At 66.1% G+C, this 26,326-nt stretch carries 24 protein-coding genes and 2 pseudogenes; 9 read left to right on the top strand and 17 right to left on the bottom strand.

Going from position 1 to position 26,326, the window contains the following annotated elements:
• Positions 1–4: 4 nt before the first annotated feature.
• The 6 genes from ACFQGD_RS18415 to ACFQGD_RS18390 all read right to left on the bottom strand — a co-directional run bounded on the left by ACFQGD_RS18415 (position 5) and on the right by ACFQGD_RS18390 (position 6,934).
• Positions 5–433, bottom strand: coding sequence for a hypothetical protein (locus tag ACFQGD_RS18415; RefSeq protein ID WP_345393455.1), 429 nt, complete (start codon positions 431–433; stop codon positions 5–7).
• A complete protein-coding gene (locus ACFQGD_RS18410; RefSeq protein WP_345393552.1) occupies positions 430–2,064 on the bottom strand; it encodes a GMC family oxidoreductase in 1,635 nt (544 codons plus the stop codon). The genes ACFQGD_RS18415 and ACFQGD_RS18410 overlap by 4 nt, the downstream gene beginning before the upstream one ends.
• The gene (locus ACFQGD_RS18405) at positions 2,061–3,461 is read right to left on the bottom strand and encodes an acetyl-CoA carboxylase biotin carboxylase subunit (RefSeq protein ID WP_345393458.1); all 1,401 of its coding nucleotides are present in this window, start codon (positions 3,459–3,461) and stop codon (positions 2,061–2,063) included. The genes ACFQGD_RS18410 and ACFQGD_RS18405 overlap by 4 nt, the downstream gene beginning before the upstream one ends.
• Before the next feature lie 4 nt (positions 3,462–3,465).
• Positions 3,466–3,681: a biotin/lipoyl-binding carrier protein gene (locus ACFQGD_RS18400; protein ID WP_345393461.1), complete on the bottom strand. Its 216-nt coding sequence runs from the start codon at positions 3,679–3,681 to the stop codon at positions 3,466–3,468.
• A gap of 71 nt (positions 3,682–3,752) precedes the next feature.
• Positions 3,753–5,375, bottom strand: coding sequence for an acyl-CoA carboxylase subunit beta (locus tag ACFQGD_RS18395; protein WP_345393464.1), 1,623 nt, complete (start codon positions 5,373–5,375; stop codon positions 3,753–3,755).
• Positions 5,372–6,934, bottom strand: a complete 1,563-nt coding sequence (locus ACFQGD_RS18390; RefSeq protein WP_345393467.1) for an AMP-binding protein — start codon at positions 6,932–6,934, stop codon at positions 5,372–5,374. Before ACFQGD_RS18390 ends, ACFQGD_RS18395 begins: the two co-directional genes overlap by 4 nt.
• A 194-nt stretch (positions 6,935–7,128) precedes the next feature.
• Between ACFQGD_RS18390 and ACFQGD_RS18385 the strand changes: the two genes are divergently transcribed.
• The 7 genes and pseudogenes from ACFQGD_RS18385 to ACFQGD_RS18355 form a co-directional block, all read left to right on the top strand.
• The gene (locus ACFQGD_RS18385; RefSeq protein WP_345393470.1) at positions 7,129–8,328 is read left to right on the top strand and encodes a YkvI family membrane protein; all 1,200 of its coding nucleotides are present in this window, start codon (positions 7,129–7,131) and stop codon (positions 8,326–8,328) included.
• Positions 8,329–8,353: 25 nt separating this feature from the next.
• A pseudogene (locus tag ACFQGD_RS18380) lies at positions 8,354–8,511 on the top strand (transposase); the annotation flags it as partial.
• Between the two features lie 193 nt (positions 8,512–8,704).
• Positions 8,705–9,187: an acyl-CoA thioesterase gene (locus ACFQGD_RS18375; protein WP_345393473.1), complete on the top strand. Its 483-nt coding sequence runs from the start codon at positions 8,705–8,707 to the stop codon at positions 9,185–9,187.
• 40 nt (positions 9,188–9,227) lie between these two features.
• On the top strand, positions 9,228–10,427 hold the full coding sequence (locus ACFQGD_RS18370) for a saccharopine dehydrogenase family protein (RefSeq protein WP_345393476.1): 1,200 nt from the start codon (positions 9,228–9,230) through the stop codon (positions 10,425–10,427).
• Positions 10,428–10,647: 220 nt separating this feature from the next.
• Positions 10,648–11,046: an ester cyclase gene (locus tag ACFQGD_RS18365; protein ID WP_345393479.1), complete on the top strand. Its 399-nt coding sequence runs from the start codon at positions 10,648–10,650 to the stop codon at positions 11,044–11,046.
• A gap of 27 nt (positions 11,047–11,073) precedes the next feature.
• Positions 11,074–11,286: an FAD-dependent oxidoreductase gene (locus ACFQGD_RS18360; RefSeq protein ID WP_345393482.1), complete on the top strand. Its 213-nt coding sequence runs from the start codon at positions 11,074–11,076 to the stop codon at positions 11,284–11,286.
• Positions 11,217–11,648, top strand: a pseudogene (locus ACFQGD_RS18355) (FAD-dependent oxidoreductase); the annotation flags it as partial. The gene ACFQGD_RS18360 and the pseudogene ACFQGD_RS18355, both read left to right, overlap by 70 nt.
• Positions 11,649–12,627: 979 nt before the next feature.
• On the opposite strand, the gene ACFQGD_RS18350 reads toward ACFQGD_RS18355, so the two are convergent.
• Positions 12,628–13,062 (bottom strand): type II toxin-antitoxin system VapC family toxin, encoded by a 435-nt coding sequence (locus tag ACFQGD_RS18350; protein ID WP_345393489.1) that lies wholly within the window; start codon positions 13,060–13,062, stop codon positions 12,628–12,630.
• Positions 13,059–13,298 carry a CopG family ribbon-helix-helix protein gene (locus ACFQGD_RS18345; RefSeq protein ID WP_345393492.1) on the bottom strand — a complete coding sequence of 80 codons (240 nt, stop codon included), beginning with the start codon at positions 13,296–13,298 and terminating at the stop codon, positions 13,059–13,061. Before ACFQGD_RS18345 ends, ACFQGD_RS18350 begins: the two co-directional genes overlap by 4 nt.
• A gap of 309 nt (positions 13,299–13,607) precedes the next feature.
• Here ACFQGD_RS18345 and ACFQGD_RS18340 point away from each other — a divergent pair, with 309 nt between their 5' ends.
• Positions 13,608–13,736, top strand: a complete 129-nt coding sequence (locus ACFQGD_RS18340; RefSeq protein WP_345393495.1) for a hypothetical protein — start codon at positions 13,608–13,610, stop codon at positions 13,734–13,736.
• Between the two features lie 167 nt (positions 13,737–13,903).
• Entirely contained in the window at positions 13,904–14,242 is a 339-nt protein-coding gene (locus ACFQGD_RS18335) for a hypothetical protein (RefSeq protein WP_345393498.1), read from the top strand.
• Positions 14,243–14,298: 56 nt separating this feature from the next.
• On the opposite strand, the gene ACFQGD_RS18330 is transcribed toward ACFQGD_RS18335, so the two are convergent.
• Genes ACFQGD_RS18330 through ACFQGD_RS18290 form a run of 9 tightly spaced genes read right to left on the bottom strand, consistent with a single transcriptional unit; the run spans position 14,299 to position 26,304 of the window.
• Positions 14,299–15,363 (bottom strand): peptidyl-prolyl cis-trans isomerase, encoded by a 1,065-nt coding sequence (locus tag ACFQGD_RS18330; protein WP_345393501.1) that lies wholly within the window; start codon positions 15,361–15,363, stop codon positions 14,299–14,301.
• Positions 15,360–17,654, bottom strand: a complete 2,295-nt coding sequence (locus tag ACFQGD_RS18325) for an MMPL family transporter (protein ID WP_345393504.1) — start codon at positions 17,652–17,654, stop codon at positions 15,360–15,362. Before ACFQGD_RS18325 ends, ACFQGD_RS18330 begins: the two co-directional genes overlap by 4 nt.
• Before the next feature lie 41 nt (positions 17,655–17,695).
• Entirely contained in the window at positions 17,696–18,997 is a 1,302-nt protein-coding gene (locus tag ACFQGD_RS18320; protein ID WP_345393507.1) for an MlaD family protein, read from the bottom strand.
• Positions 18,998–19,002: 5 nt separating this feature from the next.
• Positions 19,003–20,253 (bottom strand): MlaD family protein, encoded by a 1,251-nt coding sequence (locus tag ACFQGD_RS18315; RefSeq protein WP_345393510.1) that lies wholly within the window; start codon positions 20,251–20,253, stop codon positions 19,003–19,005.
• Positions 20,253–21,590: an MlaD family protein gene (locus ACFQGD_RS18310; protein WP_345393513.1), complete on the bottom strand. Its 1,338-nt coding sequence runs from the start codon at positions 21,588–21,590 to the stop codon at positions 20,253–20,255. Before ACFQGD_RS18310 ends, ACFQGD_RS18315 begins: the two co-directional genes overlap by 1 nt.
• A complete protein-coding gene (locus ACFQGD_RS18305) occupies positions 21,590–22,894 on the bottom strand; it encodes an MlaD family protein (protein ID WP_345393516.1) in 1,305 nt (434 codons plus the stop codon). Before ACFQGD_RS18305 ends, ACFQGD_RS18310 begins: the two co-directional genes overlap by 1 nt.
• 1 nt (position 22,895) lies before the next feature.
• Positions 22,896–24,278, bottom strand: coding sequence for an MlaD family protein (locus tag ACFQGD_RS18300; RefSeq protein ID WP_345393519.1), 1,383 nt, complete (start codon positions 24,276–24,278; stop codon positions 22,896–22,898).
• Entirely contained in the window at positions 24,275–25,510 is a 1,236-nt protein-coding gene (locus ACFQGD_RS18295; protein ID WP_345393522.1) for an MlaD family protein, read from the bottom strand. Before ACFQGD_RS18295 ends, ACFQGD_RS18300 begins: the two co-directional genes overlap by 4 nt.
• A 2-nt stretch (positions 25,511–25,512) precedes the next feature.
• Entirely contained in the window at positions 25,513–26,304 is a 792-nt protein-coding gene (locus ACFQGD_RS18290; protein WP_345393525.1) for an ABC transporter ATP-binding protein, read from the bottom strand.
• Positions 26,305–26,326: the final 22 nt, after the last annotated feature.

Raw genomic sequence — 26,326 nt, 5'->3', positions numbered from 1 at the left:
CCTCTCAGTCGACTGTGGGTGTGGGCACGTAGGTCGATCCCATGGCCAGCACCGGCGCCAGCAGATCGTCGTCGACCATCTGGTCGGGCGTCGCCTGTGCGACAGGATTGCGCCGCTGGCCGGGATAGCCGACCGCCTCGCGAACCTCGGTGGCCATGTAGTAGGTGGAGGTGAGGAAGTACCAGGCGGCCTCGACAATCTCGGTCGGCCACTCGGCGACGTCCTTGGCAGTCAGCACATCCACGCCGCTGGCCAGCTCGGCGACCTCGACGAAGGCCTGGGCCAACTCGGGGTTGGCCCGCATCGCACGATTCAGCAGCGACTCGTAGCCCGGGAGGTCGATCATCCGGGGCGACCGCGCCGTTCCCGGAAACCAGAGGTCGGCGAGTCGGGCCGCACCGTCGCGGCAGGTGATGGTCATCGTCTCGGTCACAGCGGCATCCTTTGGTCGGCGGCGGTCTCGATCAAGTGCTCGGCACCACGCAGGGCGAAGGCAGTCACAGTCGGGGTTGGGTTCACCGAGGACGACGTCACGAAGACGCTGCCGTCGAAGATGAACAGGTTTGGGACGTCATGTGAGCGACCGAATCCATCAACCACCGAGGTGGCCGGGTCGTCACCGCAGCGGGCGGTGCCCAATAGGTGCCAGCCGCTCTCGGGCATCCACTCGACACGCTTGGTCGACAGTGCCCCCGCCGCCTCGTGCACCTCCACCAGCCGGTCCACGTTCCAGTCGATACAGCGCCTGCTCTCGTCCGACATCTTGTAGTGAACCTTGGGCGCCGGGATCCCGTCGCTGTCGACGAGATCGGGGTCGAGAGTGACCCGATTGTCGAAGACCGGGAGGTCTTCGATCGAGGCGGCCAGCTCGTAGCAGCGCCCGCTCAGACGCTCCACCAGCTCATGCCCTGCTACGCCGCTACGCTCAGAGAGGGGCAGATCGGCGAACAGCTCGAGTAGTGCGACCGGACCCTGATGTACGACCGAGCTCCACTTCGCGCCGCGGCGGAATCCACGACTCAGGTCGGTCTCGGCATAGTGCATCGACCAGATCGGGTGCGCCTCCGGGCCGACCCAGGGTTCGATGTCCCGGTCGTACTCCCCCAGGACTGAAACAACGGGATGCATCATCAAGTTGCGCCCGACGTAGCCGGAAGAGTTCGCGAGCCCATCGGGGAACCGCGACGACGTGGAGAGCTGGAGGAGTCGCGGCGTGCCGATACCGTTCGCGCAGATGATGACGACGGGCGCTGAGGTGTGCTGCTCGGTGCCTGCGCGGTCGATCCAGGTGGCACCGGTTGCCAGGCCTTGGTCGGAGACGGCGACTTCGCGCACCCGGGCGCCGGTCACGAGGTTGACCCCCGCGGCCAGTGCACCGGGCCACATGGCCACGTCGAAGGAGGCCTTGGCGCCCTCCGGACAGCCGTTGCTGCAGGTTCCCCAACGGGCGCAAGCCCCTCGGTCTCCGCTCGGTTGGGAGAGGATCGCCGAAGTGCCGGGCCACCAGCCGATGCCGAGCTTGTTGAAGGTCTCGGCCGCAAGACGGCCGGCCTTGCCGATCGGCAGGGGTGGCTGCGGCGGGCCTTGGCCCGGCGGATAGGCCGGGTAGCCGCCGAGGCCGGACACGCCGATCAGCTCGTCGACCATCTCGTAGTAGGGCTGGAGATCCTCGTAGGTGATCGGCCAGTCGTCGGCGATGCCATCCACTGACTTGACGCGGAAGTCGGAGGGGATGAACCGAGGCCACTCCGCCCAGAACAGGACACTGCTGCCGCCGACGCCGTTGTACATGAAGGGGTGGACGTCGGAGTCCTTGACGTTGATCGGGTAGTCGGACGGTCCCTTGCGACGGTTCGGGTTGGGGTTCCAGGCGCCGGCAGCCAAGAGCTCTCGCTCGAGCTTGTCGCTGGGGTAGTCGGCGACGTTGGGCCATTCGCCCTGCTCCAGAACGGTGACCTTGAAGCCGCTCTCCGCCAGCATCCTGGCTGCTGTCACGCCGGAGGGCCCGGCCCCAATGACCAAGGCATCGATCTCCGTGCGGACGCCGTTGGGCCCAATACTCATGCTTGCCCCTTTCCGGACAGCGCCCGTGCGCCGGACGTTGCCCACTCGTCTGTCGACTTCAGCCAACCTCGGTTCTCGAGAAGCTCTCGGCAGGTACTTCCCTCACGCCACTCATCACTCGCCAGCAGTGCCCGATGGAAGGGCAGCAACGTGGTGATGCCGTTGATCTCCATGCGCTCCAATGCGGTGCGCATCTTCTCGGTGGCGTCAGCGCGGCTGTCTCCCCACACAATGACCTTGGCGATCATCGGGTCGTAGTACGGCTGCACGACATCACCGTCCTCGACCCCTGCGTCGACCCGAATGCCGTCACCCTTGGGTGAGACGAAGAAGGCGACTGTGCCTGGGGCCGGGCGAAACCCCTTGGCTGCGGATTCGGCGTTCACTCGGCACTCGATCGCGTGTCCCCGTACCTGGATGTCGGACTGAGCAAAGCCGAGCCGCTCGCCGGCTGCGATCCTCAGCTGCAGTTCGACGAGATCGACGCCGGTGACCATCTCGGTCACCGGGTGCTCCACCTGGATGCGGGTGTTCATCTCGAGAAAGAAGAACTCCTCCCCGACAAGAAGACCCTCGATGGTGCCGACGGAGGTGTACTGGGCAGCACGTGCCGCGGCGATGGCGATCTCGCCGAGGCGGGCGCGCGTGTCGTCGCTAAGCGCGGGGCAGGGTGCTTCTTCGATGAGCTTCTGGTGTCGGCGCTGGATCGAGCAGTCGCGCTCGTAGAGGTGCACCACGTTGCCGTAGTTGTCCGCGACCACCTGGATCTCGACGTGGCGCGGGTCTTCGAGGTAGCGCTCGAGATATACGGTGTCGTCGGAAAAGAATCGAGCTCCCTCTCCGGCTGCGCCCTCAACAGCTTCGTCGAGGTCGTCGGGGCTGAAGGCGACCCGGAATCCCTTGCCGCCGCCGCCGCTCGCTGCCTTGACCGCGACGGGGAATCCGATCTCTGCGGCGGCGGCATGCGCGTCGGCTCCCGCGACGACAGGAGACGTGGTGCCTGGCACGACGGGAATCCCAGACGCGGCCATCGTCTGCCGGGCGCGGATCTTTGAGGCCATCATGTCCATGGACTCCGGGCTCGGCCCGACGAAGACGAGACCAGCGGCGGCGCACGCGCGGGCGAATCCGGCGTTCTCCGCCAGCAGCCCGTAACCGGGATGGATTGCTTGAGCTCCTGTTGAAATTGCTGCCTCGATGATCCGGTCGATGCGCAGGTAGCTGTCCGCGACGGGCGCGGAGCCGATCTCGACCGCCTCGTCGGCTTGACGCACGTGCATGCTGCTGGCGTCAACGTCGGAATGGACAGCTACCGACTGGACGCCGAGCCGCCGAAGACTGCGCATCACCCGGACAGCGATCTCACCGCGGTTGGCGACAAGCACCTTCTCGAACATGTCCCTACTCCCCCATCCTCACGAGGAGGTCGCCATCGTCGACTTGGGCGCCCTCGGCGACGTGGACGGAGACGACGACGCCGTCCTCTTCTGCCTCGATGGGGATTTCCATCTTCATCGACTCGAGGATGATCAGGACGTCGCCCTCGCTGACCCGGTCTCCGGGAGCGGAGAGCACCTTCCAGACCGTGCCGACGCAGTCCGCCAGGATTTCACTCACGTTGGTCGTCTCCATATCTCAAATTGCCAGTTGGGTCTGCGCCACCAGTCGGGCCGAGGCGGGCGCTGTGTTCAGGAGCGGCCGCGCCAGTCCGGTCGCGGCAGGTTGCCGCCGGCCGACATCGATCCGAGACTGGCCTCGAAGAACGTGGCCACGATCTCTCTGGTCGCCCGCGGGTCGATCATGTGCTCCACGCCGAAGGCCTCGGCCGTCCGCCAAGGATCGACCAGGGCACCCATCCGGGCTTCGATCTCCGCACGCAGCTGCTCGGGGTTCTCCGAGGCCTCGATCTCACGTCGATACGCTGCCTCCACGCCTCCCTCGATGGGCAGATCTCCCCACTCGCCGCTGGGCCACGCCAGGCGCAGCCCGAGCTTCTCCGGGTTGGACGTCGCCGAGACCGCAAGCCCATAGGACTTGCGCACCTGGATGGTGACGACGGGAACGGTCGCCGAGATGATCGATTCCATCGCTTTCAGTCCCCAGCGCAGGGTGTTGTCCTTCTCCGCCTGCGGACCCACCATGAAACCGGGGACGTCGACGAAGTAGAGGATCGGCAGGTGGAAGGTGTTGCAGAGACTGATGAGCCGCACCTGCTTGTCACAGGCTGCCGCGTCCATCGCGCCGCCCAGGCTCTGCGGGTTGTTAGCCAAGACGCCGATCGGGATGCCGTCGATCCGAGCCAGGCCGGTGGTCAGGCTCTTGCCCCAGCGCGAGCCGATCTCGAAGAACGAGTCTTGGTCGACCACTGCTTGGATGACCCGCGAAGCGCGGTAGGCCTGGCGACGGTTCTCCGGGATGATTTCGAGCAGTTCCGGCGCGCGGCGGGTGACGGGATCCGTGCACGGTGCGCGCTCCGGCAACTGCCAGGCATTCTGCGGGAGGTAGCTCAGCACCCTCCGCATCTGGTTCATCGCGTCGTCCTCGTCCTCGGCAAGGTTGTCGACCGCGCCGATGCTCGTGACCAGCTTCGCGCCGCCGAGGTCGAACTTGTCGATCTCGATCCCGAGTGCCCGTCGAACCAGGGGCGGGCCACCGGTGATGAGGACGCTGTCCTTGGTGATCACCGAGAAGTGGCTGGCAAGTGCGCGTGCCGATGCGGCTCCGACCGCGACTCCGCTGACCATGCTCAGCACCGGCACCTCGGAGAGCACTTCGAAGCAGCGGTTCCAGCTGATGGAGTTGTTGAGGTAGGCGTGGCCTTTCTCCTCCTGGCCCGCGACGTCGCCGCCGACACCCTCGACAAAGAGCATCAGCGGGATCTTGTAGTCGTGGGCCAGGTCGTCGATGAAGCCGCCGGTCCCGCCCTTCATCCGGTCAAGGTAGGTCTGGGGCGCTCCGCCGCGCACGGTGAAGTCCTCGCCGCCGAGTGCCACGTAGCGCCCGTCGACCTTCGCCAGACCGCAGACATAGCTGGACGGCAGGGTGCCGAGCTTGTTTCCGAGGGCGTCGTACTCGTGGTAGACCGCGAACTCGCCGATCTCGCTGAACGACTCGGCGATCTTCTCGATCCGCTCTCGGATCGTGTAGCGGCCCTGCTCCCGCTGACGGTTAACGCGCCGTTCGCCACCCAACTTGCGGGCGCGCTCGCGGCGCACGTCGAACTGCCGCAGTTCGGCCTCCCAGGAGAAGCCCACTGTCGATCGGCCCGGCTCCCCCGAAGAATCCCGCTCGGCGGGTCTGTTCTCGGTCATCGCTCCACCTCATAGACGTAGTCGGGATCGATATCGCGTGAGAGCAAGTGCTTTTGCACGACGCCTGTACCCGGGCTTCGCACGAACTCGCCGCCATCGGTTACTGCCACATAGCGTGGGACGGCAAAGCCAGGCAGCACGCTGCGGCAGTAGGCAATGAACTCGGCCGGATCCACATCGCGCCCGTCCTCGGGAATCACGAAGACCTTGAGCTCGTCCTCGCCTCCATGCTCATCCGGCACAGCGACAGCGATGCACTCCCGCACACCCTCGGCCGAGGACATCGTGCGCTCGAGCTCCCAGGCGGAGATGTTCTCCCCGCAACGACGGAAGCTATCGGTGCGCCGGCCGTCGAAGTAGAGGTAGCCGTCCTCATCGAGATGGCCCGAATCGCCGGTGTGGAACCACAGGTTTCGCCACGCAGTGACTGTCGCGTCCGGCCGCCGCCAGTACCCGAGGGCGCACAGGTGCGGGCGCATCGGCCGGAAGACGATCTCACCTGTCTGTCCGACCGGCAGGTCGCGGTCCCGATCGTCAACGATACGTAGGTCGATCGCAGGATGAGGCCGACCGGCAGAGCCCCGACGTCGTGCACCATCGCCGCCCATCGCGATCGCGTCGCACTCGGTTTGCCCGAACAAAGTCAGGATCGGGATGCCCAGTCGATCCTCGAAAACCTCGTACGCGATATCGGGCACCGGTGCGCAGAGCATGCGGGTGAGCGGGAGCGAGCCCGGCTCCGGCAGGTCCCCCTGAGCCAGCATCGACAGCATCGAGCCGACGCCGAGCGCCCAGGTCGCACCGAAGTGCCGGATGTCGTCGAAGAACCCCGACACGCTGAAGCGCTCTCGGAAGGCCAGCACACTGCCGGTCTGGATAGCGGCCGTGATGAGGACGTGCGCGTCGACGTGGAAGAACGGTAGCGGGAAGTAGCCAACGTCGCCTTCGTCGAACTCCATCGCGGCCGCCCAGATCTCGGCCAGGTTCGAAAAGTAGGCACGCGGGAGCATCACGCCTTTGGACGGTCCGGTGGTGCCCGACGTATAGAGAATTGTTGCGAGGTCCTCTGGCTGGAACGACACCTGAATCGCATCGAGTTCCTCGAACAACGCGGGCGCCACGGGTTCCGGCGCGACGTCCTCGATGACCAGGACGTCAATAGCGCTCGTCTCATCGACCCGCCCGACCAGGGATCGCTGACAGACGACCAGACCAGGGTCGGAATCCGTCAAGACGTGCGCCATCATCGGGCCACGGAGCTCGGTGTTGATGGACACCTCGATTGCGCCGGCCCACCAGATGCCGAACATCCAGGCCACACGCTCGAACGAGCTGCCGCACAACAGCCCGACACGATCCCCCGGATGGACGCCTCGGCGTCGCAGCACCCCGGCCGCCTCCCGGGCCTGCCGAACGAGCTCGCCGACCGTCACCTCGTGATCACGGGTACGCAAGATCGCACGACTCGGGTCCTGCCTCGCCGCACGAATGAGATCGTCAACCGGCCCGACCCGGTCGAAGACCAGGCGATCTGGGCAGTGGCGCAGGGCGACGCTCACGCTGATTCCCTTCGACGAGGGTGGACACCTGCAGTTGCTCGATGGTTCAACACCGGCATCGCCAGCCGCCACGACCAAATGAGGCGTACCGCCGCCGAGAGTGGTGCAGTGTGCACCGGACGCGGCCGCCGTTGCCTTGCTACAAATCGATGCCCGCGCCCATCGCCGCCGCATCTTGTCCGAAGGAGCAACCCATGGGTCGTGCATCGATAACCGGCAGGAAGTCGTCTAGCGGCCTGAGCAGGGCCCTAGTTCCGGCGCTGACGTTCGTGGCCGTCGGGGTTGGCGGCGCGTTCGCCACCGGCCGGGAGGTCATCGAGTTTGGAGCAGCTTACGGTGCGCTTGGCTGGGGAACGGGCGTCTCAGTGATAGTCGCCTTTGCTCTGATCGGCTACATCTTCTATGAAATGGCTCGCAGGCATCAACTTTTTGACTACCGCAGCATGCTGCGGCATTTGATCGGTAGATTCTATTGGCTCTTCGATGTCGTCTACGTCTTCCTGGCTCTCATCATCCTTGGGGTGCTGGCTTCGGGCTCGGGAAGCATCCTCGAGGTGACGCTTGGGCTCAACCACTGGATCGGCGTGGGTCTGGTAGTCGTCGCGACCGGACTTGTCGTATTCAGTGGCACGCAATTTATCGAGCGATTCAACGGCATCAATTCAACATTGCTGATATTCGGTTACGTGTTGTTCGGCCTTCTTGTGATCCCGGGGAACTGGGGCCAAGTCGTGAACATCCTTAACTCCGGCAACCATGAACTCCAGCCGGACGCCAGTATCTGGAGCGCGGCGTTGACGGGCCTCGTCTACGCTGGCTTGGCGACGGTAGTCTTTCCCGCAACACTTATCACGGTTCGACATCTGCGCTCCCGGCGCGAGGCGGTTGCGGCAGCCGGACTGACGAGCGGGTTCTTCGCCCTGCTTTGGTTCCTCACCTACTTCTCGCTGATTGGATTCTATCCACAGGAAGATGTTTTCGATGCTCCAGTCCCGTGGCTGCAGATGCTTCAAGGTCAGGGGAATTGGGTGGTTGTCGTCTACGGAATTCTGGTGGGATGGACCTTGATCGCCACCGCTGTCGGGCTGACCCATGCTGTTCTGGTGCGCGTTGACCAGAACCTACGAGATTTCGGCCGCCAGCCGCTGTCGGGGCGGGCCCGAGGCGGAGTCACGGTCGGGGTATTGGTCGTGTGCTTGGGGCTTGCTCAGATTGGCATCATTGACTTGATCGCCGTCGGTTACTTCGCGGGTGGAGTAGCACTCATTGCAGTGTTCGTCGTGCCGCTAGTCTTGCGTGGCGGGAATCTATTTCTCCCTGGGACCAACGTGGTTTACTTGCCTGACAGGTCGGATTCAAAACTCGAGACTGAGCGGACCGCAGCTCACGATTGAGTAATGTGATGCGTAGAGGCCTGGAGGTGTGTCGGAGCAGTCCTACTTGAGGTGGCGCAACCAGTTCGGGGCCTGAAAGCCGAGAACGCCATCCGGCTGAAGGAGTTGGAGACGGAGGACGCCCGGCTCAAGCGGCTGCTGGCTGACGCCGAGCTGGAGAAGGACGCGCCGCGGGAGATTGCTACGCCGCTACGCGGGCGCGCATCTGAACCCTCAGCGCCTGCGTAGCGGTCTGCACCCAGTGATCGGACTCTCGACCAAGTGAGGCGTACTGCCGCCGAGGGTGGTGCAGTGTGCACCGGACGCGACCGCCGTTGTCCTGTTACATATCGATGACCGCGCCCATCACCGCCGCATCTCGTCCGAAGGAGAACCCATGGGTCAGGGCTCGACCAGCAACCAGGTGACTCACCGGCTGGTGCCTCGCGAGATCAACGGGTTTTGGCGTGCACGGATTCACCCGTGGTCCTACGACTTCGACTACCTCGGACATCTGACGGCGGCGATCTACCCCAAGGCCTTCGAAGAGGGCCGGGTGCGATACCTCGCCGAACGCTGGGCCACGCCACGGCCGGCATATGTCGTCGCGTCGCACCGCATGGAGTACCTCGCCGAGATCCGGGAGACCACCGAGCCACTTCAGGTACTGATCCGCCCGCTTCACGTCGGCCGGTCGAGCCTGCGGCTGGAGGAGGCGCTCCTCGACCCGGACGAGCGCGTCTGCAACACCTCGGTGGTCACGCTCGTCGCTTGGGACACCACCGCCCGCCGATCGCGTCCCCTGACGATCCCCGAGCGCACGGCGCTGGAGCACGACATGGCCACGTTGACCGGAGCCGGATCCCCCCTCATCCCATGACGGCTACGGCCTTCACCACGCAAAGCACCTAAGGAGACACATGAGGACCACCCAGACCCGTACCACGGGCCCTGCACCGCAGCGCGTCCTGGTCATCGGCGGCGCCGGCGAGATGGGCACCCACACCTGTGGCGTCCTGGCCGGGGCCGACGAGATTGCCGAGGTGATCATCGCCGACCGCGACATCGACCGAGCACGGGAGCTCGCCGCCACGCTGGGTGTCAAGGCGACGCCGCTCCAACTGGACCTCACCGACTCTGGCAGCCTCAAGGAGGCTCTCGGTAAAGCCGACATCGTGCTCAACACCGCCGGGCCGTTCTACCTGTTCGGCAAGCACGTCCTGAACGCCGCGATCGAGGCCGGCACCACCTACCTCGACATCTGCGACGACTGGGAGCCGACCCTTGACATGCTCCAGCTCGACGACGCGGCCCGGGCCGCCGGTGTCACCGCGGTCATCGGCCTAGGCGCCAGCCCGGGCATCAGCAACCTCCTCGCAGCGCTCGCGATGAGCGGCTGCGACACCGTCGAGCGGGCCTACACCTGCTGGCGGGCCAACGGCTACCCGCCGGTGCCGGAGGGCACCACCCCGCCCGAGGCCACGGCCGCCGTGGTGCATTGGGTGCACAACCTTGCCGCGACCATCAAGGTGTGGCGTGGCGGCAAGCTAGCCGACGCGGAGCCGCTCGAGGAGCGCCGGCTCGCCTACCCCGGCTGGGGCGAGGAGTCGGTGTGGGTCTGTGGGCACCCCGAGCCCCTGACCCTGGGTCGAGTTCGACCCGAGCTCAAGGAGTCACTCAACGTCATGAGCTCTCGTCCGCTCCTGATGGAGGCCCTAATCAAGACCGCGGGACGGGTCCGGTCCGGCGAGCTCACCGTGCCCGAGGCGGCCAACGCACTGGTTGCGGAGCCGAACACCATGGGCCGGGCCGCGGGCACCGCTCCCAACCTACCGGTGCTGTTCGGGCTCGCCGAGGGCATCAAGGACGGCAGGCCGGTGCGCGTCGGTGCCCGGCCGCTGGCGGTCCCGAACGCGAGCATGGGCACCATGACCGGCATCCCGCTTGCCGTGGGCGCGCTGATGGCCGCGCGCGGCGAGGTCACCGCTCCTGGCGTGCATGGCCCCGAAGGCGCCATCGACCCAGCGGCGTTCTTCCAGCTGCTGGCCGAGTTCGCCGACCAGGGGACGACCGAACGCCAGGACGTCGTCGAGGTGGTCAGTGACTTCATCGGCGCCTGAGCATGGGCTGCGCCGGGCATCGAACCCGTCGAGTCGATCCAGGATGTAGCCGGGCGTGGTGAACAGTGCACCAGGTCGAGCATGCGACGAGTGGGTCCTGCAGTAGTACCCGCCCCATCGAGATGGGGAAGGTAGGACACAGTCCTTGGCCGTGAACCTCCAGCCCCTATCTAGAAGCGAACGCACCATGTCAAGCATCGAATCTGTTGCCGATCCATACGTGGACACGATCAGAAACGTCTGCTCGGCAGTCACCGCTCACGACGTCGATCGGGTTCTGGGCTACTTCGACGACGGCTGTGTCTTCGTTGACGGCACGACTGGCGAGCAGGGCGGCAAGGACAGCCTGATCGGTTTCCTCGACCAGATGTACGCGATGTTCCCCGACTATTCCCCTCGCGTCGCGGCCGCGCACGTCGACGGCGACACCATCGGGGTGGTCTATGAGCTGACCGGGACGCTGAACGGGCCAGCTGGGGCTACCACCGGCAAGCGCCTGCGCTGGATGGCGACGGCGTTCAGCACCTTCGCCCCGGGTTCGCTCGCGATCATTCGAGACGTCTACTGCTTCGATGCGGCCGCGCTGGAGCAGCAGCTCCTTGAGGCGCAGCAGGCCTGACTTGCCGTCAGTCACAGGGAGGACAGCATGGAGAACGAAGAAGTCCTCGACGTCATCGTGGTTGGCGCGGGCTTGTCTGGGCTGGTTGCTGCGCGTCGTTTGCGGCAGGCGGGGCTCACCTCGCTGCGAGTGCTTGAGGCCCGCGACCGCGTGGGGGCCGGACCAAGCAGCCCCGACTCAAGACGGGCCGCGTCGTGGAGGAAGGCGGCCAGTTGGTCGGGCCGCAGTACAAGCGGCTGATCGCTCTGGGCAAGGAACTCGACGTGCCCACTTGGCCGCACCACCAGCACGGCAAGCACGTCTTCGAGCGCAAAGGCCGGGTGCTGCGCTTCGCTAGCTATATGCCGTGGGCAAGCGATCCGCTCGGGTCTGGCGATTTCGCTCAGTCGCTGATGCGACTCGACCGGTTGGCCAACGCCGCTCCCCAAAACGACGAGCTGCACACCTCGAAGGCCGCCGAGCTCGACTCCCTGACGTTCGAGTCCTGGGTACGACGGACCACGAAGACGGCGACCGCACGGACCATGTGGTCGATCATCGGCGCCCTCACGCTTGCGGACCTACAGAAGCGCGCTGCTTCTTATCGCGCGAAGTTGGCCTGATCGGTGTCACTGATGCAGCGAGAAGACTCAAACGAAACCAGCAACTTGCGCAACGCATGGTGGACGGGCGTCGATCAACCATCCAGGACAGCACATATTGTGCCGTCAACTGACATGGAATGACACCTCGGGCCCTAGTCAGAGCGGAGAGTGACCGTGTCAACCTGAGCTGGCCCGGAGTGACGGTTCGAAGTGGCTCCCGACAGCGACTACATCTTCATCGACATGCTCAAGGGCGCGCCCTGGTCCAGGGTCGCCGACCAGGTCCCCGAGTCGGATGGCACCCGACTCAAACGCGAACTGGGACGGTACGTCGGGAGGTTTCACACTGACCCGAGCGTCCTTCGGCGCGACGACCAGCGGGTGTCCGTTCGCGTTGCACGCGGTCGTGGTGCTGCCCAGCGGGGCGATCCAGGCGTCATCGTGCATGAATAGGCCGACGTCGTCGACCACGACGGTCCAGCGCGGACCCGAACGCCAACAGCTACAAGACCGGCACGACTGTCGACGCCAACACGCCGGAGCGCCACGTGTTCGCGTACCTCGCCAGCTTCGCCTCGAACGCAAAGACAGCGCTGAAGGTCACGTGCTCGTCAGCTCCGCCGCGGCCGCCGGTTGAAGTCGCTTGCCGGTCAGTCGCATGTAGACGTCTTCGAGGCAGGCGCGTCGCACGAGCGCGGACTGACGCTGGTTCTCGTTCAGCGCCGAGACAATCGCGCATCCCGGACATGTGCGCCGAGCGTGGCGCCGCCGAGCACTTCTCACATCCTCCGATCAACGACTTTGCCGAGCACCTGGCCCACCGCGCAGCGTTAAATAGGTCATTTCCAGCCGTAACGCTTCGTTCAGCTTTTTCGGGTTCCGCGTCGTTGAGTGCCTCGCCGACGTTGCCGAGTGAGTCGACAATTATCGCGTACGAACGAACGGAGGTTCGGGAGCGCATCTCGCTTCGTACCCGTCTCAACGGCGGGCAGTGGTCTCATCCTTCAGCGAGTGGGTGCGCCCGGCGGAGGCCATCGAACCTGCTGAAGTCCTTATCCGTGGTAGCGAGCACTGCGCCCGACTCCCGCGCGACGGCCGCGATGTGCGCGTCGGTCACCAAGTTCCCGCGCGCATCGCTCTTGCGGCAGAGCGCCTTGAACAGCTCCCAGTGTCGCTCGCCTGGCTCCAGGGCGATGCAGTTGTCGTGGCCGCGGATCTCGTCGGCGAACGTCAGCGCCACGTCGAGCGGGCTTGGCGGATCGAATATCCGCGGATGGGTCACCACACGCACGAAACCGGTGAGCACCAGGCTGGTCACACCGAACAGCTCATCGCCGTTGAGGCCGGACTCCAACCATGATCGATACTCGGCGTGCCTCGGCGCATCCTCTCGATGAGCATAAACCAAGACGTTGACATCGAGGCAAATCATTCGGACTCGTCCATGAGATCTTGCAATGCTGACGAGTCGTCGAGGTCAACTCCGGGCTGGAGCCCATTGCCCCGGAACGTCGTCAACGAAACCGGACTCGCCTGCCGCTGCCGCACCCTGGCCAACGACTCGCGCACGGCATCCGCGATCACGTCGTTGAGGCTGCGATGGGTCCGTGCCGCTACCGCCTTCGCCTCGGCAAGTAGGTCATCATCCAGCCGGATCGTGGTCCTCATGCATCAAAGTGTCACGAGCATGCACAAAAATGTCAACCGCGTCGCTCCGAGGTTGCCCACGCCAGGTGCAGCCGTGTGGTTAGTGTGCAAGTCCCCCCTCGGACACCGGTGGGTGAAGTCTATTCCCGTATCTTCCAGCGTTTTCCGGTTGACGCGACGGCGTGGCGCACAGCGCCCGCCGCCGTGTCGCGTTGTGCGGCCAGCTCCGCGCAAGCGGGGTGACGGCCGTGGTTGAGACGTTCGTGCCGGTGGTCGTCCCCTGGTCCCAACCCCGTTTCTGGCCGCGGCAGAACACGTCCTGCAAACGGCATGTCGGCTGGCCGGGTCCTGCTGGCCGCGACACCAGCGCAGGGCATGCTGGTGATCTACACGATGGGTGCGCTCGAGGCGATGGTCACGGCACTGGCACGCCGCCACGGCGGCGGTGATCGAGCGTGAGTTGCGCTCACCACAGCCCAGGTGCCGCGGAGCTAGACGCGGCGCGCCTCGTGTTGGAGCGGAATGGGCGTCACACCAGCCGACCTGCTCGGCGCCACATCGCGGCGTCGCCACATACCGGCCTTCGCCGCGTACATTCCGCAGGTCGCTCGGCTGGCACCCGCCGCGTGTACTGGTCGTACTGGGGTCGCATCCAGCAGCATTGGGGCCACCGGCGGCTCGATGAGCCCACAGCGTCGGAGATCAAACTGTTGGCCGAGCACGTCCGCACGCATGTCGTGTTCCGCCGCAACGCCCGCGGCGGCCGCAGCGCTGCCGAACACCTGATCGCCGCGCTGCGGTGTCTGTACCTGCCCTCGACGCGGCGTGCGGTCGCCGATAACCGGCTGGCCGAGATCAACCACACCGCAGCTGCCACCGGCAACGACCCCGCACTGGACACCCTGACCCCCACGCTGACGAACGTGCTCGCCACGGCGCTGCAGCTGTTCTGGGTCACCACGTAGGTCATGCGGCATCTCCATCGGCGCTGTCGATCTGATCCTCCCTGACGGCTGCACCACTAGCGCGGCGCTCCCGCCGGCTGGGTTGTCTCCGGGGGAGCGTCCGGGTCCGCCGGCCGGTACTCGTCCACATACTCGACCTCGGCGGCCTCAATCAGATCGCCGAGCCAGGACCGCCATTTCTCCAGCTTTCGCTGTTGGGTGAGCTCGGTCTTGAGTCGATCGGACACCTGCTCGAAGGAGAGCTGCTGCTCCGTCTTGACCGACTGGACGTAGCCGACGTTCCATCCGTGCTTGGTCTTGACCGGGCCGAACGTCGAACCCTCCGACGCGCCGAAAGCGGCTTTGGCGAAGCCCTTGTCGAGTTGGTCGGCGGCGAGGGTCCCGAGATCTCCGCCCTTGTCCCTGGTGCTGCCGTCCATCGAGCTTTCAGCAGCGAGCACGGCGAAGTCAGCACCACTGTCAAGTTCAGCAAGGATGTCGCTGGCCTTCTCGCGGGTGTCGACAACGATGTTGCGCAGGTGTCGCCGTTCGGGCACGACCATCTCGTCGCGCCGCTTCTCAAACGTTTGGCGAACTTCCTTGTCGGTCACCTCCCCCAAGTCGGATGTGACCTCGGAGAACAGTCTCGACGTCGCAAGCTGTCGCTTGACCTCATCCAGTACGTCCCGCTCCGCTAGCCCCTGGGTGGACAGGAACTGCACGAAACCGGACCTGTTGTCATTCAGCTGGTCCTCGATGATCTTGCCCAGGGCATCCTGAGCCGCTTTGTCGGCGATGACGACGTCGCGTTGGCTGGCGGCTCGGTCGAGGATCATGCTCACCGCGATAGCCTTCGCGGCGTCTCGCCGGAACCGGTCTGCTTCGGCACCGCCTTCCGGCCGCTTTACGCCGTACAGTGCGGAGAGCGCGTCGACGCGGTGCTCGAACTCGTCCTCTGTCACGACCGTGTCGTCTAGCTGTAGTACCGCATCGTCCGGCAGGGCGGTAGCCCAGTCGATTCCAATGTGGACAAGCGAAGCCAGTAGTGTCACGGTAGCGGCGATCATCGTGGCCACCGCGGCGCGGGCACGAGGAGTCATGTCCGGCCACCGGGCCACTGCGGCGAGATTCGGCCTTCTCACGCCGTCACTTCCTTCTTTGTTGCGGGCACCCTTGTCGGGGATTCATCACAGTCGTCGTCCTGTCGCGGTGCGCGTAACCCGGTCACGAGCAGCGCTGCGAGGTAGGAGCACACAACGCCGGCGGCGAGCAGCACGCCGAACTCCCGTAGCAGCGCAAGTCCGGATAGCGCGAGCACGAGGTAGCCGGCCGTAGCCGCCAGCGCGGCGATGCCGACCCTGCGCCACGCACCGGCCGCGGAGCGTCCCCGCCCGGTCATCATGACCGCGAACTCACATCCCGTGGCGGTGGTTAGCGACCCGATGGCGACCGTGAGCGGGTTGAGCGACCCGGCAAGCAGCCAGACCAGCGCGAGCACCCACCCGATCGCGAGCAGCACCGTGAGCACCGCCCACGCGGCGTCCTTGCGTCGAGAAAGGCCGAGAGCGAGGACGAGGCCGACGAGCGCGATCCCTGTAAGATTGATCAGGGTTCGCCCGCCAGAGACGAGGTCGAGTCCGCGGGAGGTCAGCACGGGAATGCCCACTACTTCCGCGTCAATGCCCGGTGGAGGTGGTGGCATCGTGCGGCGGATGTCCTCGACGAGCTTTCGTTGTCGATCGACGTCCTTCGGCGCGACGCCGAAGGTCATCAGCGCGGCGGAGCCGTCCGGCACAGCTACCGCGGACGTGAGGTAGCTGGGCAACAGGCGAATCGCGGCCGACAGCTGCGACGCGGACGGATCAGAGCCGAGGAAGCGCAGCAGGTCCGCGATGCTGACGATCGGGTGTAGCTGGTCACCGTGCTCACGGACCAGCGCCTCTTGGGTCTGCCGGGTCCACGCCAGTGCCTGCGTCGACAGTACGTCGTCGCCTCGCAGAACGATACTCAGCTCGCTCGACGACCCGAGCACCCGCTCTGCGGTCCGGACATCGGCGAGCTCGGGAAGGCCGTCGGCGAGCTGGTCCGGCCGCGCCTCGATGCCGATCCGCGGCAGGGCCGCCCACCCCAGCCCCGCGATGAGGACCGCGAGCCCGAGCGCGACGAGCCGCGGCCACCAGCGGTGTCTCACCGGCCGTGGGGCGGCGTCCTCGCCGCTGCTGTCAAGGTCGGCGCCCGGAACGGGGCCGAACATCCGGCGCACCACCAGAGCGAGACCGAGGATCACCAGAACCCCGACCGCGAGGGCGATGCCCAGCTCGCGAACGAACGGCAAGGGCGACAGCGCGAGCGACGCGAATGCTGTGGCGCCGGCGACCGCTGTGACCACCACTCTGCGGCGGTGTCCCGGCTGCGAGAGGTAGAACGGGTAGTCGCTGCCGATGCCCATTAGGATCGGCAGGAACGCAACGACCCCGAGCGAGAGCGGGTGTTGCAGCCACCCGAACGCGGCCAGTGTCAGGGCTGTGCCGCCCAGCGCGACCGCCAACGGCCGCAACCGCGCTCGCCTACGGCGGCTCCAGGGCAGCGCCACGAACACGATCCCGACCGCAACTACCGCGACGGCGCCGAGTACTGGCATCTCCTGCTGGGCGCGGTCACTAAGCCCGGAAGCAACGACCGGGACACCGGTAACGGTCGTCTCGGCGCCGAGGCCGGCGTCGTCGACCGTCGAACGAACGGCGTCGGTCAGTCTGCCCGCCGCACCCTGGTCGAGGTTGGCCCGCGGCCGGACGAGCACCGCGACCGTCCGGGTATCGGGAACGACGGCCCGCCACTGAGGCCGGGGCTCGCTGTTGTCGCCGAACACGACTGACGCTACGAACTTCGGATTACGCAGCGTGGGAAGGCCCGCGGGCAGGCCTTTGACGAGAAGCGTGCCGTAGCGCTCGTCGAACCGGGCGACCGCATCGCCGCCTGCCTGCTCGGCCTCGGCGTCGTCGGCTCCGCGCTCCTTGGCGTTCTCCACCGCCAGATTCCGCAGCGCGTCGCGGTGGCCGCTAAGGCGAGCGAGCAGGTTCTGCGCGGAGCCTGCTGTCTGGTTCAGGATAGTCGCCGGACCGTAGACGTCGGCGACGTCCGGCAGCTGGTCGAGCTTACCCTCCAGCCGCAACAGGCGCAGCAGCTTGTCCTGCTCCAGGATGAGTTGCCGCGGCTGTTCCGACTCGAGCAGGACGACAACCGGATCGCCGCCGAACTCGCGCGCCTTCGCTTCCATCTGCTCGTACGCCGGGTCGCCTGCGGGCAGGAACGACCGCATGGAGGTATCGATGCGTACCTGGAGCAGTCCACCAACGGCGAGCACGGACAGCACTCCGATGAGCGTCGTGGCGATGACCCGGCTATGCACCGAACGTGGCGCCGGGGCCGTCATACGGTTCCGAAACCAGGCGGCGATGCCACGCACACGGTGCCTCATCCGTCGCCGCGCTCCACGCGTGGGTACTTGCCTGTGAACGGCTCCGGCGACGCCGCCGAACCGGGCTTCGGGTACGGGTTGGCCCAGGTCGTCGGATCAAGCTCGCTCAATGCCGTGAACGGGATGTTGCGCAGGCTGCCCTGGTTGAAGATCGGCGTCAGGCGCACCGCCCGAACCCCGTTGTCCATCAGCAGGTCGAATGACGAGCCGAAGTTGGGGAAGAACGCCCCAATGTCGGTGCCGTAGGGCTTGAGGTATGCCAGCATCGGGTTCACGTCCTTGAGCAGTGCCCGGGCCTCCGGGATGAGCGCGCGGGCATCCGCTCCGACGGCGGGTACGCGTTCCAGCGTCGCAGGTGCCGCGTCAAGTGCGCTGTCCAGCGAGGGAAGCAGGTCTCGCAAGTCGCGGCTGACGGCAGGCAGTTGCAGCAACGCCTTGTTCAGGGCTGGTGCGGCGTTGGTGAGGTCCTCGGCGACCGGCGCGAGCGACTGCGACAGTTCGGAGAGATCAGCCGTCGCCGTCTTCGCGTTGTCCAGCAGCGCGGGCATCGCCCGCATGGTGCTCTCGAGTGCCTCGCGCTGTCCCGACGTCGCGCGCGTGATGCGCTGGGTGTTGCGGACAACATTCGCGATCCGACCCCTGCCGGTGTCTAGTGCCCGCATGATGGTGCTGGCCTGCCTGGTCAGGGCTTTGAGGTCGTCGGTCTGGGCCGCGAGGGCGTCGAGCGCGACGTGGCCCTCCCTGCCGAGATGTCCCATGCCGGACAGCAGCTTGCTGATGTTGTCCTTGCTGCCCCTGGTCGCCGTTCCCAGCGATCGTAATGTGCCGGAAAGCGCCTTACGCGTCTCGGGATCCAGCGTCGCGATGACCTCGTCGATGTCGACTGCGGGTTCCACGGCTTTCGCCGGCAGTGTCGAGCCCGACGGCAGCTCGGCGCCGTCGCCGTCGTCGATGTCTACTTGCGACATCCCGACGACCGATTTCATCCCGACGCGAATGGTGGCACCCTCGTGCAGGGGGGCGACCTCCCGCGACAGGTCAAGCACGACTCGAGCACCCTGCGGCGTGTTCGTGCGGTCGGCCACCGAACCGACACGGACGCCCGCCATCCGGACGTCGCCGCTGTTCTCTAGGTTCTTGATGTCCTTGGCATAGAAGACGACCCGGTAGTCCGACTTGGTGATGCCAGGCAGCGATCCACCGGACTGGACCCACATGTAACCGAAACCAAGGACCGTGACCAGGATAAAGGCGAACACCGTCAACAGGCGGGCCGGCAGACGAGACAGGGAGGTCATGGGCGTCACTCGCCTTCCTTGCGTTCCGGCGGAGTGGCGCCGTCACCGCCGCCCGTCGGGTTGCTGAGATCCATCACGACATTCGCCCGTCCGTAGCCGCCGTTGACGTCGGCGAGGCTGAACGCCGACGACGTCTGGTAGACGAACGCGGCCAGGTGGTCGAGCCACGGCACGATGCGTCCGGTGGCCTTCGGGAGGTGACCAGTGACTGGAGCGAGATCACCAAGCGCACTGTTGACATCGGCCGTCAGCGGCCGAAGGTCGGCCACCACCGGCTTCGCCTTGGCCACCACCGGCGACGCCTTCTTCACCACGTCACCCGTTGTTCTCGCCGTGTCGGTGACACGGCGCAACGCCTGCGGCAGCTTGTCGGATGCGGACTCGAGCGAGTCAAGCGTGGGGTCGAGTTCATCGGTGAGCGTGCCGGTCTTGCGCATCGCTTCGTCCAGGTCGTCGACGAAGCCGGGCAGTGTCTGCAGCGCGGCGCGGAGCTCGCCGTCGCGTTGCGCAAGCACGTTCAGGGTCGAGTGCAGCGACGACGTGAGGCTGGCTAGCCGTTGCTGGTCACCTCCCGCAGCGGTGGAGATCCGGGAAACAGCGGTCACCAAGCGCTCGATGTACTCGCGACGGGTGTGCAGCTTATCGATCACCGGCTTGAAGCTGGCGATCGTGCCGTCCGTGGCGGCCAGTCCCTCGGGAAGCTGCGCTGGGGCGTCCGCCAGGGCAGTGTCGGCCTGGTTCAGAAGAGCGGTCAGCGCGCTCTGTGTGCGTTCGTCCAGCTTATCGAGCAGCTCGAACGGCTGAATCGCCCGTTCGGTCTGACCAGCGGGGATGACGCCGTCCTCAGGCAACGGCTTGCCCGGCGGACCGCCGGGGTCCAGTGTCACGTACATGACGTTGATGGGCGCCTTCATACGCCAGACCAGCCGTGCGTTGTCGTAGACCGTGTGGCCTTCCTCCAGCGACATCGTCAGGCGCGCCTTCTCGCCGGGCAACGGCTCGGCCGACTCGACCTTGCCTACCGTGACCCCGGCAATACGGACTTCTTGCACGGCATCGGTGAACACGCCGGGCGCCTTCTCCAGCTCGGCGGCGAACCTCACCCGGTCCTCCCACGGCGGCTCCCAATCGTACTGGGACAGTATGTAGCCGCCCGCGACGAGACCGAGCACGAACAGCACCGTGAAGGCGACGATGTCGTTGCCCAGACCGGGCACGTTGCGAATGCGTTCCCAGGTCCTCGACAGCTTTCTCATCACGCGCCTCCCGCGTACTTCTGGATCTGCTCGACGAGGTTGGGCAGTGTGAACGGCACTCCAGCCAACGACCTCGAGCCGAGCCCGGCCTGGAAGCCGAGCAGCGAGCCCTGCGCGTCCTGCGTCTTGGATGCGCGGTCGAGGTTCACGATCATGTAGGCGAGCTCCTCGTAGAGCTTGTGGTCGGCCTGCATGCCGCCACCGCTGTTCTCGTACGGCCCCGAGCCACGCCAGGTGTTCATCACCTTGTCGAGAATCGGGCCGCGGACCCGCTTGATCACCGGCCCCCGTATGTCCTCGAGCACCTTGGTGCCCCGTTCGGCGACCGGAACCAAGTCTTCGATCGCTGGCTCCGCGTCCTGAAGGAGCGGGTTCAGGTCGGTCAGCAGCGGCTTGGTATCTCGCAGGACCGGGTTCAGCGTGTTCAGCAACGGCGTTAGCTCCCGCGCTGCGGGTCGGAGATCGGCGGCGGTCGCCTTCAACCGGTCGAGGGTTCCGCGGAGGTCGACCATTCCGCTGCGGGTGGAGCGCAGGGTGTCGGGCAGATCCGCCACCGCGTCGGCGAGTGGGCCGCTCGCATCGCTGAGCGAGGCGGTGGTGGTGTCGAGCGACTCGATGACCTCTCCGAGTTGACCGTCGCGGCCGCGCAACGACTCCGCCGTCGCCTTGAGGTTGGTGACCAGCCGCGGAAGGTCCTGGCGAGGCTGGGTTCCCAGCGCAGATGTGAGCACGTCCGCAGCGGGGTCGAGCGTGTCCGGCGCGCTGTCCGCGAGATCGCGCAGCGCGTCACCACCGCCCTTGGCGAGGGTGGCGTGAGAGTTCGCCACCACGTCTTGCAGGCTCTCCCTGGTCTGCCCAGGCAGCGACTCCAACAACCGGTCCAGCTCGACCGGGGTGCTGGTGCGCTCCACCGGGATCGTGTCCCCGGTGAATTCTCCTGCCCCGCCTGGGCCGAGCTCGATCGCGTACTGGCCGCCCAGCACGGTTTTCGGGGTCACCCTGGCGGTGGGGCGGGAACCGAGCATCGACACGACCTCGTCGTCGACCTTCAGGGATGTCACGACGGTGTCCCTGTCGGTTTGCTCGATGTCGCTGACGACGCCGACCACGATGCCGGCGTACTTGACCTCCGTCTCATTCGGATAGAGCTTGCCGTGGTAGTTCGTCGCGAACTCCACGTCGATTGTGCTGCCCGACCGAAGCATCGTCTGCAATGTCGGCTTCACCGCCAGCAGCGCCAGCACCACGGCCGTGATCATGAGGAACACGGCGCCGAACCGGAACGTGGTTCCGCGAATGCCGAACGTGCCCTTTCGTACTCCGGCCGTGCGACTCATCATCGCTCTCCTATCGAGTCGGGCCGCTCACTAGGCGGAGTGTTCGCCCAGCCACCGCCGCCGGGACGCGGGTAGTAGTCCGTGCCGGGCCCTAGCGGATCGTCGACGCTGACGTTGTAAAGACCTGGCGAGGCGACCATGGCGCTGAAGTAGTGCTTGCCCGGCGCGATACGCCCACTGAGCAGGTCGTGGGACGCGAAGAACATCCCAATGTCGACCGAGTATGGCGCGACGTCGTCCAACAGCGTGTTGGCGTCGGAGACCGTCCGCGCCAGCTGCGGCGCGAGTGGGCGGGCATCGGCGAACGTCTTGGTCAGTTCGTCGACCGCAGGCTTGGACTTGTCACTCACGCCGGGCAGCTTTCGCAGCGGGGTCGGTGCCTCCCGGAACACTCCGCGCAGATCCTCGGTCGCTCGGCCGAGTGCCCGCGTTCCCGGCTGGACGGTATTCATGGTCGACCGGATGTCGGCCAACGGATCGTTGAGATCGGACAGTCCCGCCCGTGCGGTACGCAGCGTCCCCGGGAGCTTGCCGACGGTCTGCCGCAGTGGCTCGCCACCGTCGACAGTGATGGCTCGCAGAGTGGTGTCGGTCTGCCGCAACAGCGAGCGCAGTTCGTTCTCCCGGTCGGCGAAGCGGCTGGCTAGCTGGTTCGCATCCCGCAGCAGACCGGACACGTCCGCGTCCGGGGCGGTCAGTGCACCACTGATCTGACCGAGGTTGTCCAGCAGGTCCGGGGCAGCTTTGACGACGTCGTTGAGATCGCCGCTGTGTCCCGCGAGTCCTCCGCCCAGATTCCGCAACCCGGTGGCGAGCTTGGTGCGGGTCTTCGTGTCGAAAGCGACAAACAGGTCGTTCACCGCACCGGAGTTGCGGGTCTGACTCGAGGCGATGACCTGGTCACCGAGCGGCCCGGAGCCCTGGGTGCCAGGATCGAACTCCACGTATCGCCTGCCAAGCGCCGACTCGTTGCCGATGCGCACCCGCTTAGTCGCCAGCCCCACACTGGCATCCCGATAGACGTCGCGGTCGCCCTCGAGGCGCAGCGTCACGACGGCACGACCAGCGACGAACTCGATGTCCGACACGGTGCCGACTCGCACGCCGTTGTGCGTGACGTCCTGTCGCGTGTCGAGGGTTCCGACGTCGTCGAACGCTGCCTGGACGTAGGTGTAGGATTTACCCGGCAGTACGCCGCCACCCTGCACCTGCGCTCCGATGAGCCCGATGACCGTGAGTACGGTGAGAACGCCGAGCCCGAACAGGAACTTGCGGGCATCACGACGATGCACTGGCTTGCCCATATCAGTTCACCCCCAGTAGCTGCCCGAGCATGGACCGTTCCTGTTCCGGCGTCATACCGGTCGCGCTGTTCGAATCGGACTTTTGACCACCACCGATGAGCGGCAGCGACGGCGCCACCTTGTCAAGGGACGGTGCCTTGTCGCCCGGAGTTGGCTGCTTCGCATCGGTGGCCGTGCCCTGTTCGCTCGGACGGCCCGCTGACGGCACAAGGGACTCGGCGAGGTCCTGCAGCGTCTTCGGTGTGACGTGCACGACGCCGCGGAAGTAGTGGCTCAACGCGTCACGACCGTTGGTGCTCAACGACCACTTCCGGACGAAGTCCATCAGGTCGCCCAGGTGGGCGTGCAGCAGCTCTTCGCCGAGTGGGCGCGCCGACGCGGCGGTCCCACGAAGGTCAGGACCCGCCGTGCGAAGCCGGTCGACGACCGGCGCCGCCTGGTCTAGCAGCTTGTCGGCACGCTTGAGCACCGGCAGCAGCGAGGCCAGGGCCGGGTCGGCGGCGTCGGCGAACCGTTGGAGTTCATTGGTGATCTCGTCGAGATCACCAATAGCCGGACGCACCGACTGCAACGTCGGAGTTGTCGCGTCGGCCACGCCGGCCAGTTCCCGAAGAGTCTTGCGTGCGGTTGTCAGCGTCTCGGGTAGTTCGGCCAGGGTGGCGTCCAACGCGCGTCGGTTAGCCGCCAGCGTGGACAGCGTCTTCTCCGAAGAGCCCACGAGGAGATCCAGCGTCGTGCCCTTGTCGTCGGCGAGTGCCGCCGCGACGGGTTCCGCCTGCTCGACGAGTTTTCCGAGCACGGCGTTCTGGCTCGACAGCAGGCGGCCCATTTCCTCGGTGCGCTTCATCGACGGGGCGAGCGCCTTGATGGCCGACGCCGCGTCCTTGCCGCGCCCGGCGAGGCCTTCACCGAGTGTTGTCAGCAAGGCCGCCGTGGCGGTCGAGGTCGGGTCGTCGAAGGTGTTGATGACGTCCTGAAGCGTGACCGTTGAGTCGGTGCGCTCCTTGGGAATCACGTTGCTGTTCATGAACGGAGCGTCGGGCGACCCGGGGTCGAGCTTGACGTAATGCTCTCCGAGCAAGTTGACCGGGTCGATTTGCAGCGACGAGTCCTCATGCAGCGGCAGGACACCCTCATGCAGGTCCAGCTCGACCCGCGCGACCTCGTTCTCCAGCCTGATATCGGAGACCGAACCCACCTTGACGCCGGCGGCACGTACCACACTTCCCGTCTCGAGCGGGCTGGCGTCGGTCATGAACGCCACCAGGGTGGTGCCTGCTGCGGCATCAGTGTCATCGGTTGCGGTCATGCCGACGCCCAGCGTGGCGACCACGCCGACGCCGACCAGAACGGCAAGCGAGCGCTTCACGACCAGCTTTCTCATCGCACACCGTCCCCATTCGCGTCGACCCAGGGCTGACCCGCGATCGACCCCGGAGCTGGTCGCGGATCCTGCTTCACGCCGGGTGGTATGACACCGGGGTTGTCGGTCAGGCTCGTCGAGGACCCGGTAATCAACGCCCGCGCGATGTTGCGCCCGTTCGACGCCTGGCTCCCGAAGGCCGAGACCCAGTTGCTCAGCCATCCGGCCAGCTCCGGCGTGTAGGGTCGCAGGTAGGCGACCGCAGGCTGGACCTCGTTGATCGTGGCCGTCACGCCGGGGAGCGTCCCGTGCGCGCTGTCCAGCAGCTGCGGTGTTCGCTGCAACAGGCCATCTGCAGCACGCAATGTCGGTTTGAGGACCGACACCGTCCGCCGAAGCTCGCTCAGGACGGGGCTGAGGTTCCTGGCCGTCTCGGGCAGCTGTCGCGTCGCCGGCCGAAGATCAGCCAGCAGCGGACCGAGCGAGTCGACTGTTCCAGGAACCTTATCCAGCGTGCGGGTACCCTCCTGAACCGTCGAGGGAAGTTCATCGAGCGCCTCCTTGAGGCGACTCTGCTGCCCCGCGACCTCCGCGGTCAGCTCGTCGACGTTGCGCACCGATCGGGCAAGGTGTTCATCCCGGGATGCGAGTTCACCTGCCATCTCCCGAAGCTGCCTGATCAACTGCCGGATCGCGGGGCCGTCCTCACCAACGGCACGCAGCACCTCACCGACGCCCTGCACCGCCGGACCCGCCGTCGCGAGAGTCTCACGCAGCTGCTTCTCGCGCCCGGACAGTGTCTTGTCCAACTCTTTGACCAGTCCTTGCAACCTCGCCCGCGTCGGTTTGTCCAGCGCGGCCAGCACGTCGTCGACCTGGACGCTCTCGATATCCGACACGACTTGCTTGCCCGAGGGCAGCGCCGCGTTGCGGCCCGGACCAGGCAGCAACTCCACCACCTGGGCGCCAATGACCGACTCCCACGTGATCCTGGCTGTCGTTCCCTCGTGCAGCGGCGCCGCGCCGTCTTCGAGACTGACGGTGACCAGCGCCTTGTCGTCGACGACGCCGAGGTCGGTCACCTCGCCGACCGGCGAACCGTCGATCACGGCGCGCGCGCCGACGAAGGTCTTGCCTGCCGAAGGCATAAGGATCCGGAGTTCGTAACCGTCGTCACCATCCAACGCCATGATCCCGGCCGCGGCGACCACTACGGCCACGACGGCGCCGGCGACCCATTTCGCTCGTCGCATTGTCATTCCATTCCCAACGGGCCGTCCGGTTCGCCGGCAAGGAACTGACGGACGAACGGGTCTTCCGAGTCGAACGCGGTAGCGGCGGGGCCGTAGTGCACCATCTTTCCCTTCCACAGCATGCCGATGTAATCGCTCAGGAAATGGGCGCTCGCGATGTCGTGGGTGATGACCACATACGTCCCGCCGTGTTGCTCGTGGACCTTGCGGATGAGCCGGCAGAGCAGCTTCGTGCGCACCGGATCCAGGCCCGAGTCCGGCTCGTCGAACATCACGACGTCGGGCTGCAGCACGAGGGCGCGGGCGAACCCGGCCCGCTTGCGCATACCGCCGGAAATCTCGTTCGGTTCCTTATCCGTCGCTTGCTCGAGACCGACCTCCCTCAGGAGGTCCATCACAATCTCGCGGATCTCCGCTTCCGATTTCTCAGTGTGCTTCCGGAGCGGGAATGCCACGTTGTCGTACAGGTTCATCGACCCGAACAGCGCGCCATCCTGGAACAGCACACCGAAGCGCTTGCGGATCTCGTAGCGCGCGTCCTTCTTGAGTTTCCAGATGTCCTGGCCGAACACCCGAACCTCACCTTCGTCCGGCTCGAGTAGACCGACGACGTGCTTCAGAAGAACGCTCTTGCCGGTCCCCGACGGCCCGAGCACGGTGGTGATCGCGTCGTCAGCGAAGCCAGCGGAGAGGCCGTTGAGGACAGGGGTGCCGTTGAAGCTCTTGTACAGATCGAACAGCTCGATCGTATGCCTCCTGTCCCGCTGACCGTTCGTGGGCAACACGCCGCTCACAGACGCGTTTGCTGAGGTGGCA

The organism is Haloechinothrix salitolerans, from assembly GCF_042662605.1.
GTDB lineage: Bacteria > Actinomycetota > Actinomycetes > Mycobacteriales > Pseudonocardiaceae > Haloechinothrix_A > Haloechinothrix_A salitolerans.
Note: the sequence above shows the minus strand (reverse complement) of the source record. Positions and strands in the feature narration are given on the sequence as shown.